Raw genomic sequence first — 12,666 nt, 5'->3', positions numbered from 1 at the left:
CTTTTTCTTGCTGCGGTGGCTGTCCCTGCCGCGGCAGATGTCGACAGCTGGATCGCAACCCAGCCCGAACGCTATCGGGCCGCCCTTCAAGCGGGACAGGACGACCCGGTCTTTGCCACCTATCGGGATCAATGCCCGGCGGACGTCTACCGGACCCCTGAACAGGACACCAGCGGTACGCGGGATTGCACGGATCGGCCCGGATGGTGCATGGCTTTGTGTCGCGCGGGGCAGGCAAAGGCGTGTTTCGGGCTGGCGCGAGCGGTCGAGATCGAACTTGACGTCGACGGTCAGGCCAATGTCAAGTTCCCCTTCTTCATGGCAGCCTGTGCCGCGGGCGATGCCAACGGCTGCACCAATGCCGGGGCGACCGCGAAGAAAGGCAACTGGATTCAGAACACTCGCCCCGATGCGGCCGCGACATCGCATTGTCAGGTCCGAACCTATGAAACAGCCTGCGATGCCAAAGCGCCTTGGGGGTGCTTCATGCTGGGGATGGAGTACGAAAGCAGCGGGGCAGAATCCGGCAAGACGCGCGATGCGTTGGAGCGGGCGTGTGATGTCGACCCGGATGGCAGCGCCTGCGATGCCGCAAGGGCACGGCTGGGTCAGCTCTCCGAGTGATCGGCCACGCGAAGACTGTCCAAAATGGCGGTCACTTCGGAGACGTGAGTGTAGGCCAGCGCATGACCCGCCCCGGATATGACCACGTTGCGGGCTGACGGGTTCAACTCCGACAGCCGGTCGCGGCCCGAGAGGGGGATCACATCGTCTTTTTCTCCCCATATTGCGATCGTGGGTATTCGCGCCTCGCCTATGGTCCGGTGCGCAAGTGTCATATCCTCGTCCATGATGCCGCGCAGCGAGGCCATGACGGCTGGCGCAAAGCCGTGCTTGCGACTTTCTGCGATCTGCATGTCCACCATATCGGGAATGGCTGAGGGCAAAGCGCGCTCGGCGTCCAGCGCGCGACGGAGACTGCGGCCATAAAAGCCCAGCATCATCCACCGGCCAAGTGCGGGGTGGCTGACAGCCATATCTGCCACCGGCCCAAGATCGTGGCCCAACCCGGCCGGTGCGATGAGGCAAAGCTGGCGCAGACGGTCGGGGTGACTTGCTGCAAAGCCGGATGCGATGGCGCCGCCCATCGAATACCCCAAGACCGTTATGTCACCTTCAACGCCCTCGTGATCGAGCAGCGCGAGGAGCTGGGCATTGAAAAAGCCGCTGTCCTGCACCCCCTTCGGACGCGCGGAAAGGCCCCGGCCATGAAGATCATAGACCAGAACGCGAAACCCCATATTCGTCAGGTGCTCGGCGATTGGCCCCCAGACGAAGCTCGGTGTTGTTAGCCCGTGAATACAGACCGCGACCGGACCATTCTTCGGTCCCTGCCAACTGAAGAATGTCGCGCCGCACGGCAAATTTGCCGTCTGGCCAGAGGCGACGGCGCGGTGTCGATCGCCGACGCGGGAACGGACGGCTTCGGCCGCGAAGGGTGCCGCCGCGATTGCGGCGCCGGCGGCAACAAGCGCCCAGCCGATCAACCGCCGGCCTGCCAGGCGTCGAGGATGTACCGGCTGGTCATCAGGTCCAGATGCGCGCCTCCGCCATTCTTGAACAGCGTGATCTCGTCTTCGCAGCGCCGATTGAACAAATTGGGCTCGTAATAGTCGGCCACGAGGTGGCCACGGTTGATCGCACCGGCCTCGAGCGGGATCTTGATCTCGCCGATATGACCGACCGTTGTGTCATAACTGTCGACGAAGACGCGGGCGCGTTGCAGGGCGGCGTCGTCGGCCTCTCGCATGTCGGGGCGATAGGCGCCGATCAGGTCGATATGCTGGCCGGGTTGGAACCAATCGCCCTTGAGCACCGGCTCGGTGGACATGGTGGCCGAGGTGACGATGTCAGCGGCGCGCACGGCGGTCTCCAGGTCGTCCGCGACGCTCAACCCGGGGCAATCTTCGGCCATAGCCTCGGCATTGGCACGGGTGCGGTTCCAGACGGTGAATCGCGCGTCGGGAAATCCCGCGCTGTAGGCCTGAAAGAGCGAGCGGCCCACGGTGCCTGCGCCGACGATCAGGATATTGCGGCTGTCGGGCCGGGCCAGGCGGCGGGCGGCAAAGAGGCTGTCGCCCGCGGTTTTCCACTTGGTCACGAGGTGGAAGTCGATGACCGCCTCCAGACTGCCAGTCGTATCGGAAAACACGCTGACCGATCCGTTGATCATCGGTTGGCCCATGTCAGGGTTGCCGGGAAAGATCGTGGCGGATTTGACGGCCAGACCCATACCGTCGATCCACGCGGACCGGCTGAGCAGCGTGTCGGGGTCGCGGTAGAGGAACGTGTCGCCGATCTCGGCCTTGGGGCGCATGTGCCCGGCTTCGAAGGTGTCGCACAGTGCCAACCAGTTCAGTAGCGCCTCGCCTTCGTCGAAGGGAATGATGGAAATGCTCATGGGGGCGCTCCTTGCTGGTTGTTTCGCAAGGTATGCGTGCTGGCGCGGTTGGCGTCAAATAGTGCGGCTGTCAAAGGTGGCGGGGCTCATCGCTGGCGACGATCTGGTCCTTTCGGGATTCGCGCCAAATCAAATAGAGACCGGAGCCGAGGATCAGCGCGATGCCGATCCACGCGGTACGGTCCGGCCATGTTCCGAACACGGTGACGCCCCACATGATGGCCATGGGCATGGCGACGTATTCGAAGGGTGCGGCGAACGCGGCCTCGGAAATGCGGTAGGCCTGGCTGATGAAGAAGCCGCCCGTGACGCCGCTGACACCCAGCATGATGAGGATCCACCAGTCATGCGCCGCGATCGGCCCCCACGCTCGGAAAAGGAAGGCCAGTGACGCGTGATCCTGTTGGGCGAACTTGCCGTCGCCGATGGAGAGGCCGATGAAGGTGCAGGCAATGATGAAGGTGATCTGGATATAGACCGCCATGGTGGCCGCGGATTCCGTGCCGCCGACCTTGCGGGCGACCATGTGGATCACAGCGTAAAGGACCGCGGCAGCCATGGGTAGGAGGGCGGCCACCTGGAAGGCCGAGGTGCCGGGTTTGACGATCACCAGAACGCCCAAAAATCCCACGGCGATGGCGGCCCAGCGGCGGGCGCCCACGGTTTCGCGCAGGAAGATCACCGAAAAGACGGTGATAACCAGCGGCGAGATGAAGAACACCGCCACCGCGTCGGCGATAGGCATGGCCGCCAAGCCGAGGAAGAGGCAGGAGTTGGCGCCGACCACGCAGACCCCACGCAACAGGTGCGCGCCGGGGCGCCGCGTGCGTAGCACCCGCAGCCCGTAGAGAGGCAGGAAGATCACCGCGAAGGTCAGCAGCCCGATGGCTGACCGGAAGAATACGATCTGGTGCAAAGCATAATCGTCCGACAGGAACTTGATGCCCACGTCGTTCAGCGAAAAGCATATGACAGCCAGTAGAGCACAGCCCGCTCCGGCAAGGTTCGTGCGCGACACGCTCATCCCTGCGCTGCCTGGCGGACCATGCGTTCCAGCGCGTCTAGAAAGCGCGAGCGGTCGGCTTTGGTAAACCCCTTGCCGCCGCCCTGCCGGAACGGATCGGCGGAGCGCAGGTCGCTCATGAGGTCGCGGGTGGCCAGCGCGTTGCCGATATTGGCTTGGGTCAGCGCCTCGCCGTTATGTTTCAGTACCAGCGCGCCGGCCTCGACGCATTTGGCCGCGAGGGGGATGTCGCCGGTGATGACCACGTCGCCCGGCCCGGCACGCTCGGCGATCCACATGTCGGCCACGTCCGGCCCGTCGGGCACGATGATGGTTTCCACCAGCGGATTGCGCGAGGGGCGCAGGCCGCCGTTGGAGACGATGAAGATCTTCTGCTTGTGACGGGTGCCCACCCGCTCGACCTCGTCCTTGACCGGACAGGCATCGGCATCGACGTAAAGCGGCATGGCCTATTCCGCCGCCTTGGCGCCGCGCGCGACCTTGTATTCCTCAGGAATGGGCATGCGGTTGAACGCGTCGAGACCGGCGATCTTGTAGGCCTCGGCCAGCGTGGGATAGTTGAACGTGTTCTGCACGAAGTAATCCACCGTGCCCTTCAGGTTCAGCACGGCCTGCGCAATGTGGATAAGCTCGGTCGCGCCTTCGCCGACGATCTGGACGCCCAGCACCCGGCGGGTCTTCAGCGACACCAGCATTTTCAGCATCCCATGTTCCAGACCCATGATGTTGCCACGGGATGTTTCGCGGAAGCGGGCGATGCCGACCTCGTACGCGATGCCGCGCTCCTGCATTTCCTCCTCTGACATGCCGCAGGTGGAGATCTCTGGCACGGAATAAATGCCGTACGGGAACCACGGGCTTTCGGGCAGGGTGGGCGTGTCGAGCGCGCGGCAGGCGGCAATGCGGCCTTGCTGCAAGGAGGTCGAAGCGAGCGAGGGGTGCCCGATCACGTCGCCCGCGGCGTAGATATGCGGCACGCTGGTCTGGTAGGTCTTGCGATCGACCTCGAGCCGGCCGCGGTGGTCGGTGTTCAACCCGGCTTTGTCGAGCCCCAGCCGATCCGTGGCGCCCATGCGCCCGGCGGCGAAAAGCAGCATCTCGGAGCGGACGTGCCGCCCGTTGGCCAGCGTCGTCTCGATATGCTCGCCCGCGTCCTCGATCGTCTCGATGGCCGAGCCGAGCCGCAGGTCGACGCCGTTCTCGCGGATCTGGTGGGTGAAATCGTCGATCAGGGTCTTGTCGATGAAATCGAGGAAACTGTCGCGCGGTTCGATCAGGGTCACGCGCACGTCGAGGGCCGAGAACATGGTGGCGTATTCAACGCCGATAACGCCCGCCCCCACTACCACGAGGCTGCGCGGGATCTGACCCAGTTCGAGGAACTCGTCGCTGTCCACGACCGTATTGCCGTTGAAAGGCACGTAGTCGGGGCGATAGGTCTTGGTGCCGGTGGAGATCAGGAAGCGGTCGGCGGTGAGAGACATGGTTTCACCCGCCTCGGTTGCAACATCCAGCGCATTGGGCCCCGTAAAACTCGCCATCCCGTGGAGGGTATCGACGTGGTTGCGGTTGAACTGGTGCTCCAGGACATCAACCTCGTAATCCAGCGTCTTGTGCAGTCGCATCTTCAGGTCCTGCGCGCCGATATCCTCTTTCACGCGGTATGAGCGGCCATAAAAGCTGCGCTCGCGGTAACCCGAGAGGTTGAGCACGGTCTCTCGCAGAGTCTTGGACGGGATCGTGCCGGTATGCACCGACACGCCACCCAGCCTGTCCTTGCGGTCCACGACCAGCACCCGGCGTTTCAGCTTGCCCGCCTGGATCGCGGCAGAGCGTCCGGCGGGGCCGGAGCCTATGATGATGAGGTCGTAATGGCTCATGTCTTACCCTGCGTAGAGCGCTTCGGCGTGGAAGGCGATGTGTTCTTCCATGAAGGAGGAAACGAAGAAATAGCTGTGGTCGTAACCGGGCTGCATCCGCAGGATGGATTGCTGGCGTCGGGTGGCGCAAGCCTTGGCAAAGCTTTCGGGCATCAGCAGGTCCAGAAACTGGTCCGAGGTCCCGGTATCGCACAAAATCGGGCCATCGAAGCCCTTTTCGTTCATCAGAAGCGTGGCATCATGCTTGGCCCAGAGGCTTTCGTCCGAGCCCAGATAGGCGCCGAACTGCTTGCGCCCCCAGCTGCTTTGGGTGGGGTTGACGATGGGCGAGAAGGCCGAGACCGAGGCGAAGCGGTCGGGCATGTTCATCGCGATGGTCAGCGCACCATGCCCGCCCATGGAGTGGCCGGTGATGGCCTGCCGGGCGCTGTCGATGGCGAAGTTTGAGGCGATCAGCACTGGCAGTTCCTCGGTCACGTAGTCCCACATGCGGAAATGCGGCGCCCAGGGGTCCTGCGTGGCGTTGACGTAAAAGCCCGCGCCCTGGCCCAGGTCAAAGGCGTCGTCATTTGCCACGCCCTCGCCCCTTGGCGAGGTGTCGGGGAAGACGAGCGCGATGCCCTGTTCGGCCGCCCATTGCTGGGCGCCGGCCTTGGTCATGGCGTTCTCATGGGTGCAGGTCAGGCCAGACAGGTACCACAGCACGGGGACGGTGCCCCATTTCGCCTCTTCCGGCAGAAAGAGGCCAAAGGTCATGTCGCAATCGCAGGCCTTGGATTTGTGGGTGTAGACACCTTGCGTGCCGCCAAAGCAGGCATTTTCCGAAACGGTTTCCATCACGATCTTCCTTCTGTCCTTAACGCGGTGAGGCGCCGGGTCGGCATTATCCGGCGACTTTCGCGCGGACCGTATCATGCCCAGCCCTGCGGCCAACCGCGAATTTGCTCGGCGCCGGCATAGCGCCAACAGGTTTCAGTTTCACAAATGCCAGTCTGCGGGCGCGGCGCTACTGGTAGAGACCGGTGACCCAGCCAATGACGATCGACACGGTAATGACCGCTACGGCGGTCGAGATCAGGATCGAGGCCGAGACCCGCTGGGGCGCGACGCGGTAATGCTCGGCCAGGATGTAGACGTTACCGGCCACGGGCAGGGCGGCGGCGGTGATCATCACGGCGGCCGGGTAGGGGTCGACCGGGAAAAGATAAAGCGCGGAAAAGGCGACGAAGAGCGGATGCAGGATCAGCTTGTTAAAGCTGAGCCAGCCAGCGACGAAGGGGCGTTCGGCGGACTTTGTGGCCAGCGACGCGCCGATGGCAAAGAGCGCGCCCGGGGTCGCCGCGCCGCCCAGCAGGGACAGGAAATCGTTCATCACGTTGGGGATCGGCAGGTCGAAGGCGGACCAGGCGAGGCCGAGCGTTATCGACACGATCATCGGGTTTTTCACGAGGCCGATGCCGACGGTGCGAAAGATTCCGAAGCTCATCCGACCGTCGCGGGTGCCGGTGACGACGATCACGATCAGCGAGCCGAAGACGATCAGGTCAACAGCCAGCACCAGCATGACTGGTCCGATCGCGTCCGGCCCGAGAAGCAGGGTCAGCATTGGCACGCCCAGAAAGCCTACATTGCCGATCACGCCGCATTGAGCCTCGAACGCGGCTTCCTCTGCCTTGAGCCGGCGGACGAAGGCGACCAGCGTCACGAGCCCGTAAACAAAGGCGGTGCCCCAAAGGTAGGCCATGACGAACCGCCAGTCGAAGATCTCGCTCATGGTCAGGTTCGCGGAGAACCGGAACAGCATGGCCGACAAGGCGAAGTAGAAGACGAATTTGGTGAGGTAGGCGGTCGCCTCTTCGCTGAAGAACCCGGTGCGCCCTGCCCAGTAGCCAAGCCCGATCAGCAGGAAGAAGGGCAGGGTTTGCAAGAAGATATCCAGCATGGACCGGTCCTAGCATGTTGGCGGGGGGCGTCAATCTTATTGGGTGGACGCCGGGCCAATCGAGAATGAATAGCGAATATTCGAATAAGTAAACTGGTTTGTTTATTTCCCAGGTTGCAAAATGAACTGATCTGTTTAGATCGATAATGAGAACTGAATGGTTCAGAAAGGGAACATGATATGAAATCTCTTCTTTTGACAATGGCGCTTGTCGCGTCTGCATTTGCAGGGCCTGCCATGGCGGTAAGTGTCGATATGTCCAGCCTGACGCCGGTTCTGACCTTCCCGGAACCCGCGCCCGAGCCGGTGACGCAAGGCGATGGTGGCATCGCGTCCCAGTAACTTTTGCGCATCACGTCTGCGGGCAAGCCATCCTCTTCTCCCCCGCTTGCCCGTAGACAGGCTTGCAGTTCGCCGCGTCGGACCTGTAAGCTGACAGGAACAGGCAGGAGGACTTGCATGACGGCCATGGACGCCGAGATCAAGAAAGGTCGGAAATTCGACCAGGTGCTTGAAGGCGCGCGGCAAATCTTCATGCGAGACGGATTCGAAGGCGCCAGTGTGGATGACATTGCCCGTGCGGCAAGCGTGTCGAAGGCGACGCTTTACAGCTATTTCCCGGACAAGCGGTTGCTGTTTTCCGAGGTTGCGCGGGTCGAGTGCAACCGGCAGGCCGAAGAGGCGCTGCAACAGATTGGCCACGCTGTGTCTATCGAGGACGCCCTGCACGAGACGGCGAGTCGGGCCGTGCGGTTTTTCCTGTCGGATTTCGGTCAGCAGATGTTCCGCATCTGCGTCGCGGAATCCTATCGTTTTCCGGAACTGGGCCAACGGTTCTATGCTTCCGGTCCGGCGCTGTTCAGCGAACGGATCGGACGTTTGCTGGCCCCGTACGTGGAGCGCGGCGAGCTGAAGATCGAAGACATGGACCTGGCCACCAAGCAGTTCGGAGAACTGTGCAAATGTGACCTGTTCGTGCGCTGCCTGTGCGGCGTGGAATGCGACAAGTCCGAAGATGCGATAGAGCGCATCGCGACCGGCGCGGTCGAAACCTTTCTGGCGCGGTACGGCGCCTAGCGCTTTGATAAAGCGCCAGCCGGTAGGTGTCTCTCCAATTCCCGTAACCGTCGCTTACAACAATTGAGAAAAGTTTAACGGGGCGCTCAGGCGCCCACGTCGATGATTGCCTTTGCCAGCAGCGGCACGGTGTTGGCATTCAGGCCCGCGATGTTGATCCTGCTGTCGCCGACCATGTAGATTGCGTGATCGCGGCGCAGCGCCTCGACCTTGTCAGGCGCGAGACCCAGGCGCGAGAACATCCCGCGGTGTTGCGCGATGAAGCCAAAGCGGTCGGACCCCGAGAGCGTGCGCAATTCTTGGGCCAGTTGTTCGCGCAGTCCCAGCATCCCGCGGCGGACCTCTTCGAGTTCGGCCTGCCAGTCGGCGCGCAGGGCGTCATCGTTCAGCACCAGCGAAACGAGCCGCGCGCCGTGATCCGGCGGGAAGGAATAGTTCTGGCGGTTGAGATAGGCGAGGTTCGCCTGCGTTGTCGGGCGACGCGCGCTGTCCTGGCAGACCGCCATCAGGAGGCCGGTGCGCTCGCGGTAGATGCCGAAATTCTTGGAGCAGCTGGCAGCGATCAGGACCTCGGGGCAGGAGGACACGACGTGGCGCGTGCCGGCCGCGTCGGCATCCAGGCCGTCGCCAAACCCCTGGTAGGCGATGTCGATCATCGGGATGGCGCCTTTGGCATTGGCCAGGTCAGTCACCTCGCCCCATTGCTGCATCGTCAGGTTGGCGCCGGTCGGATTGTGACAGCAGCCGTGCAGGAGGATCACGTCGCCGGCTTTGACGCCGTCCAGATCCTGCATCATGCCATCGAAATCGACGCCGCCGGTTTCGTTGTCGAAATAGCGGTAGGGGACGTGTTCTATCCCCATGTGCTTGAGGATGCTGAGGTGGTTGGGCCAGGTCGGGTCCGACACGAACACGCGCGCGCCGGGGTTGGCCATCTTCACCAGGTCGAACGCCTGCCGCACCGCGCCGGTGCCGCCCGGGGTGGCCACGGCCGCCACCGCATCGCTGGGGGCGGCATCGTCGAGAATGAGCTTGACCATCGCGTCGGAAAAGGCCGGGTCGCCGGCGAGGCCGACATAGGCCTTGGTCTCTTCCTTCTTCCACCATTCCTTTTCGGCGGCCTTGACGGCGCGCATGATCGGCGTGCGGCCTTCGGCATCCTTGTAGACGCCGACGCCGAGGTCGATCTTGGTCTCGCGTGGATCCTCCTTGTAGGCCTCCATCAGTGCCAGGATCTTGTCGGCGGGTTGCTCTTTGAGGTGTTCGAACATCAGGCTTCTCCGGTGGCGACGGAAACGGTGGGGAAGGCGCCCCATTCGGTCCAGGATCCGTCGTAGAGCGCATGGTCGGTCTTGCCGATCCGTTCCAGCGCAAGGTTGATCACCGCGGCGGTCACGCCGGAGCCGCAGCTTGTGATGACGGGCCTGGTGAGGTCCGCGCCGGCGGCGTCGAAGATCGCGCGCAATTCGTCGGGGGACTTCATCGTTGCGTCATCGTTGAGCAGTGTGCTGTAGGGCACGTTGCGGGAATTGGGGATATGCCCGGCCCGCAGCCCTTTGCGCGGCTCGGGTTCGTCCCCGCGGAAACGGCCCGGGGCGCGGGCGTCCAGGATGGTGTAGTCGCCCAGCTTCGATGCGGCCGCGACTTGCGTCACGTCCTTGACGCGGTGCGCTTCGCGCCGGACAGTCATGTGCCGGTCTCGGATCATCGGAGGCAGATCCTCGGTCGGGCGGCCCTCGGCCAGCCATTTGTGCAGTCCACCATCCAGGACGGCGACATCTGTCTGGCCCATCAGGCGGAAGAGCCACCATACGCGGGCCGCCGAGAACAGGCCGTGGGTGTCGTAGACCACCACCTGGTGACCGTCGCCCACGCCCATCTGACGCATGCGAGACATGAATTTTTCCACCGGCGGTGCCATGTGCGGCAGGTCGGAGCGGTGGTCGGAAATATCGTCAATGTCGAACAAGCGTGCGCCGGGGATGTGCGCCTGATCGTATTCCGCCCTGGCATCGCGTTCGACGCCGGGCAGGAAATAGGTGGCATCGAGGACCCGCAGGTCGGGATCGCCCAGATGCGCGGCAAGCCAATCGGTGGATACCAGTGTTTTCGGATCGTCGTTTGCCATGACAGCCCCCAGAAACCGTTGCGAATGACGTAGCGCGGGATGCGGGCCAGTGCAAGCCGACGGGCGATTGCCGCACCGACTTCAGCGGGCGACCAGATTGCGCAACAGGCCCGCGACCAGAAGGCAGGCGGCACCACCAAGGCCCCCTGCGGCGAGCTCGATGGCAAGGGCGGTGGGGTCGAGCGCGGCGTCGTGCGGCGCGGTCTGTGCCAGCCCGCCGAGCGCCATAAGACCAAGGGCCTGGCCGCCCATTGCACCGCCGAGAGTGCCGGCAAGAGAGTTGACCAGAAAGCCGAGGTTGAGCGTGCGCACGAGGCCGCCGGCGATGTTGCCGCCAATGGCGCCGGCAATGAGGCTGATCAGTAGGTCCATGCGGTCCGGTCCCTCGTGCAACCGCGCGCGTGGCGCCCGGAACGAGAGGGATGATAGCAAAAGGCCCGACACCCGCAGAGGCCGAAATCGGAACGGATTACATACCGTGGCGCAAAAGCCGCTGCTTCTGGCGGTTCCAGTCGCGCTTGGCCTCGGTCTGGCGCTTGTCGGTGTTCTTCTTGCCCTTGGCGATGCCGATCTTGATCTTGGCGATGCCGCGGTCGTTGAAATACATGACCAGCGGCACGAGGGTCATGCCCTTGCGCTGGGTCTCGTTCCACAGCCGCGCCATTTCCTTGCGCGAAACCAGTAGCTTGCGGCGGCGCCGGTCCTCGTGGCCGAAAGGCACGGCCTGCTCGTAGGGCGCGATGTAGCTGTTGACCAGCCACAACTCGCCATCCTCCACCGCGGCGTAGCTTTCGGCGATGTTGGAGCTTTTCTGGCGCAGGGATTTGACCTCGGACCCTTCGAGCACCATGCCGCATTCGAGGTCGTCCTCGATGGCATAGTCGTGCCGCGCCTTGCGGTTCTCGGCGACGACCTTGTAGTTGGGATTGATCTTGGGCTTAACCATCTCAAAATGCCTTCCGGGCGGTGCGAAGGATGAAGATAGCGCCTGTGTCGGAGGCTTCCAACCCCCAGAAACGACTCGAAAGGTGAACGGGGCGGCGAGGGGCAGATCGGCACGTCGGTATCACGTCGGTATCCTGGCAGTATGGCGACGGTGCTATTTTTCGCAAATGGCATGATTAACCGGGCGGGCGTTGCGCCGCGCCACCGCAGTTGACAGGGCCGCCGCCGTGCCTATCGTCCGGGGATGAGCCAGGGGCGCCTTCGGGCTGAGATGCACCCTTTGAACCTGACCCAGATCATGCTGGCGGAGGAAGGCGCGACCGGAACCGGTCGGACCCAGCCTTTCGACGCCGCGAAAGGAGCCGGATGAAACCCCAGACAAGGAACACAGCCAAGGGCCGGATCGCCAACGTCCTGTCGATCGCGGGGTCGGACCCGTCGGGCGGTGCGGGCGTGCAGGCCGATCTCAAGGCAATCTCGGCGAACGGAGCCTATGGCATGGCGGCGCTGACCGCGTTGACGGCGCAGAACACCCAAGGCGTGCAGGGCGTGCACCTGGTGCCGCCGGAGTTCGTGGCCGACCAGATCCGTTTGGTGGCCGAGGATGTGCGGATCGACGCGGTGAAGATCGGGATGATTGCCACGGCAGAGATCGCGCGGGCGGTGGCGGACGCCTTGCCCGAGGCGCCGGTGGTGCTGGACCCGGTGATGGTGGCCAAGGGGGGCGCGTCGCTTCTGGCCGAGGACGCGGTGGCGGCGCTGCGCGAGGCGCTGGTGCCGAAGGCGGCGGTGATCACGCCGAACCTGCCGGAGGCGGCGGCGTTGCTGGGCTGCGACGAGGCGTTGACGCGCGATGCGATGGCCGAACAGGCGCAGGCGTTGCGGGCGCTGGGCTGCGCGGCGGTGCTGCTGAAGGGCGGGCACCTTGTGGGCGAGGACAGCCCGGACGTGCTGGCCGATGCGGACGGCGTGCATTGGTTCGAGGGCGCGCGGGTGGCGACGCGCAATACCCACGGGACGGGATGCACCCTGTCGGCGGCGCTGGCAGCCCGGATCGGGCGTGGTGAGGCGCTGCCCGAGGCGGTGGCCGAGGCCAAGGCCTATGTCGCGCGGGCGATTGCCGGGGCCGGGGCGCTGGATGTCGGGTCTGGGCATGGTCCGACGCATCATTTTGCCGGGATGTGGGCGTGACCGTCGTATCGGGGCGCA

The 12,666-nt window shown here is 63.9% G+C and carries 15 protein-coding genes and 1 riboswitch; of the genes, 4 read left to right on the top strand and 11 right to left on the bottom strand.

Annotated elements, in window-relative coordinates; translation table 11 throughout:
- Positions 1 to 15 precede the first annotated feature (15 nt).
- Positions 16 to 624 (top strand): hypothetical protein, encoded by a 609-nt coding sequence (locus tag ACSQ76_RS20885; RefSeq protein ID WP_437158072.1) that lies wholly within the window; start codon positions 16 to 18, stop codon positions 622 to 624.
- On the opposite strand, the gene ACSQ76_RS20880 is transcribed toward ACSQ76_RS20885, so the two are convergent.
- The 7 genes from ACSQ76_RS20880 to ACSQ76_RS20850 all read right to left on the bottom strand — a co-directional run bounded on the left by ACSQ76_RS20880 (position 609) and on the right by ACSQ76_RS20850 (position 7,307).
- Positions 609 to 1,547 (bottom strand): alpha/beta fold hydrolase, encoded by a 939-nt coding sequence (locus tag ACSQ76_RS20880; protein ID WP_437158071.1) that lies wholly within the window; start codon positions 1,545 to 1,547, stop codon positions 609 to 611. The two genes, ACSQ76_RS20885 and ACSQ76_RS20880, sit on opposite strands and share 16 nt — an antisense overlap.
- Entirely contained in the window at positions 1,544 to 2,461 is a 918-nt protein-coding gene (locus ACSQ76_RS20875; protein ID WP_437158070.1) for an ornithine cyclodeaminase family protein, read from the bottom strand. Before ACSQ76_RS20875 ends, ACSQ76_RS20880 begins: the two co-directional genes overlap by 4 nt.
- A 70-nt stretch (positions 2,462 to 2,531) precedes the next feature.
- Positions 2,532 to 3,485: a DMT family transporter gene (locus tag ACSQ76_RS20870; protein ID WP_437158069.1), complete on the bottom strand. Its 954-nt coding sequence runs from the start codon at positions 3,483 to 3,485 to the stop codon at positions 2,532 to 2,534.
- On the bottom strand, positions 3,482 to 3,931 hold the full coding sequence (locus ACSQ76_RS20865; RefSeq protein WP_437158068.1) for a YaiI/YqxD family protein: 450 nt from the start codon (positions 3,929 to 3,931) through the stop codon (positions 3,482 to 3,484). The genes ACSQ76_RS20870 and ACSQ76_RS20865 overlap by 4 nt, the downstream gene beginning before the upstream one ends.
- Positions 3,932 to 3,934: 3 nt before the next feature.
- Positions 3,935 to 5,365 (bottom strand): Si-specific NAD(P)(+) transhydrogenase, encoded by a 1,431-nt coding sequence (gene sthA, locus ACSQ76_RS20860; protein ID WP_437158067.1) that lies wholly within the window; start codon positions 5,363 to 5,365, stop codon positions 3,935 to 3,937.
- Positions 5,366 to 5,368: 3 nt separating this feature from the next.
- The gene (gene fghA / locus ACSQ76_RS20855) at positions 5,369 to 6,202 is read right to left on the bottom strand and encodes an S-formylglutathione hydrolase (protein ID WP_437158066.1); all 834 of its coding nucleotides are present in this window, start codon (positions 6,200 to 6,202) and stop codon (positions 5,369 to 5,371) included.
- Positions 6,203 to 6,371: 169 nt separating this feature from the next.
- Positions 6,372 to 7,307 carry an AEC family transporter gene (locus ACSQ76_RS20850; protein WP_437158065.1) on the bottom strand — a complete coding sequence of 312 codons (936 nt, stop codon included), beginning with the start codon at positions 7,305 to 7,307 and terminating at the stop codon, positions 6,372 to 6,374.
- Between the two features lie 180 nt (positions 7,308 to 7,487).
- Between ACSQ76_RS20850 and ACSQ76_RS20845 the strand changes: the two genes are divergently transcribed.
- Positions 7,488 to 7,649: a hypothetical protein gene (locus ACSQ76_RS20845; RefSeq protein WP_437158064.1), complete on the top strand. Its 162-nt coding sequence runs from the start codon at positions 7,488 to 7,490 to the stop codon at positions 7,647 to 7,649.
- A gap of 117 nt (positions 7,650 to 7,766) precedes the next feature.
- A complete protein-coding gene (locus ACSQ76_RS20840) occupies positions 7,767 to 8,384 on the top strand; it encodes a TetR/AcrR family transcriptional regulator (protein ID WP_306127398.1) in 618 nt (205 codons plus the stop codon).
- An 86-nt stretch (positions 8,385 to 8,470) separates the two neighbouring features.
- Here the strand turns inward: ACSQ76_RS20840 and ACSQ76_RS20835 are convergent, their stop codons facing one another.
- From ACSQ76_RS20835 to smpB, 4 genes are all read right to left on the bottom strand, one after another.
- Complete coding sequence (locus ACSQ76_RS20835; protein ID WP_437158063.1) at positions 8,471 to 9,655, bottom strand: aromatic amino acid transaminase; 1,185 nt, start codon at positions 9,653 to 9,655, stop codon at positions 8,471 to 8,473.
- Positions 9,655 to 10,512 (bottom strand): 3-mercaptopyruvate sulfurtransferase, encoded by an 858-nt coding sequence (gene sseA / locus ACSQ76_RS20830; RefSeq protein ID WP_437158062.1) that lies wholly within the window; start codon positions 10,510 to 10,512, stop codon positions 9,655 to 9,657. Before sseA ends, ACSQ76_RS20835 begins: the two co-directional genes overlap by 1 nt.
- An 81-nt stretch (positions 10,513 to 10,593) precedes the next feature.
- Positions 10,594 to 10,884 (bottom strand): hypothetical protein, encoded by a 291-nt coding sequence (locus ACSQ76_RS20825; protein WP_437158061.1) that lies wholly within the window; start codon positions 10,882 to 10,884, stop codon positions 10,594 to 10,596.
- Positions 10,885 to 10,981: 97 nt separating this feature from the next.
- A complete protein-coding gene (gene smpB, locus ACSQ76_RS20820) occupies positions 10,982 to 11,458 on the bottom strand; it encodes an SsrA-binding protein SmpB (RefSeq protein WP_437158060.1) in 477 nt (158 codons plus the stop codon).
- A 240-nt stretch (positions 11,459 to 11,698) separates the two neighbouring features.
- Positions 11,699 to 11,787: riboswitch (TPP riboswitch) on the top strand.
- Between the two features lie 36 nt (positions 11,788 to 11,823).
- Between smpB and thiD the strand changes: the two genes are divergently transcribed.
- Positions 11,824 to 12,648, top strand: a complete 825-nt coding sequence (gene thiD / locus ACSQ76_RS20815; RefSeq protein ID WP_437158059.1) for a bifunctional hydroxymethylpyrimidine kinase/phosphomethylpyrimidine kinase — start codon at positions 11,824 to 11,826, stop codon at positions 12,646 to 12,648.
- The last annotated feature ends 18 nt before the right edge of the window (positions 12,649 to 12,666 follow it).

The sequence above is a fragment of the Roseovarius sp. B08 genome (genome assembly GCF_051417955.1).
Lineage (GTDB): Bacteria > Pseudomonadota > Alphaproteobacteria > Rhodobacterales > Rhodobacteraceae > Roseovarius.
This window is presented reverse-complemented; position numbering and strand designations above follow the sequence as displayed.

What these genes read in the sequence shown, in the direction of transcription:
- fghA (WP_437158066.1), bottom strand. Translation starts at nt 6,202, where the DNA reads ATGGAAACCGTTTCGGAAAATGCCTGCTTTGGCGGCACGCAAGGTGTC.
- ACSQ76_RS20840 (WP_306127398.1), top strand. Translation starts at nt 7,767, where the DNA reads ATGACGGCCATGGACGCCGAGATCAAGAAAGGTCGGAAATTCGACCAG.
- sthA (WP_437158067.1), bottom strand. Translation starts at nt 5,365, where the DNA reads ATGAGCCATTACGACCTCATCATCATAGGCTCCGGCCCCGCCGGACGC.
- ACSQ76_RS20850 (WP_437158065.1), bottom strand. Translation starts at nt 7,307, where the DNA reads ATGCTGGATATCTTCTTGCAAACCCTGCCCTTCTTCCTGCTGATCGGG.
- ACSQ76_RS20835 (WP_437158063.1), bottom strand. Translation starts at nt 9,655, where the DNA reads ATGTTCGAACACCTCAAAGAGCAACCCGCCGACAAGATCCTGGCACTG.
- sseA (WP_437158062.1), bottom strand. Translation starts at nt 10,512, where the DNA reads ATGGCAAACGACGATCCGAAAACACTGGTATCCACCGATTGGCTTGCC.
- smpB (WP_437158060.1), bottom strand. Translation starts at nt 11,458, where the DNA reads ATGGTTAAGCCCAAGATCAATCCCAACTACAAGGTCGTCGCCGAGAAC.
- ACSQ76_RS20865 (WP_437158068.1), bottom strand. Translation starts at nt 3,931, where the DNA reads ATGCCGCTTTACGTCGATGCCGATGCCTGTCCGGTCAAGGACGAGGTC.
- ACSQ76_RS20870 (WP_437158069.1), bottom strand. Translation starts at nt 3,485, where the DNA reads ATGAGCGTGTCGCGCACGAACCTTGCCGGAGCGGGCTGTGCTCTACTG.
- ACSQ76_RS20875 (WP_437158070.1), bottom strand. Translation starts at nt 2,461, where the DNA reads ATGAGCATTTCCATCATTCCCTTCGACGAAGGCGAGGCGCTACTGAAC.
- thiD (WP_437158059.1), top strand. Translation starts at nt 11,824, where the DNA reads ATGAAACCCCAGACAAGGAACACAGCCAAGGGCCGGATCGCCAACGTC.
- ACSQ76_RS20845 (WP_437158064.1), top strand. Translation starts at nt 7,488, where the DNA reads ATGAAATCTCTTCTTTTGACAATGGCGCTTGTCGCGTCTGCATTTGCA.
- ACSQ76_RS20825 (WP_437158061.1), bottom strand. Translation starts at nt 10,884, where the DNA reads ATGGACCTACTGATCAGCCTCATTGCCGGCGCCATTGGCGGCAACATC.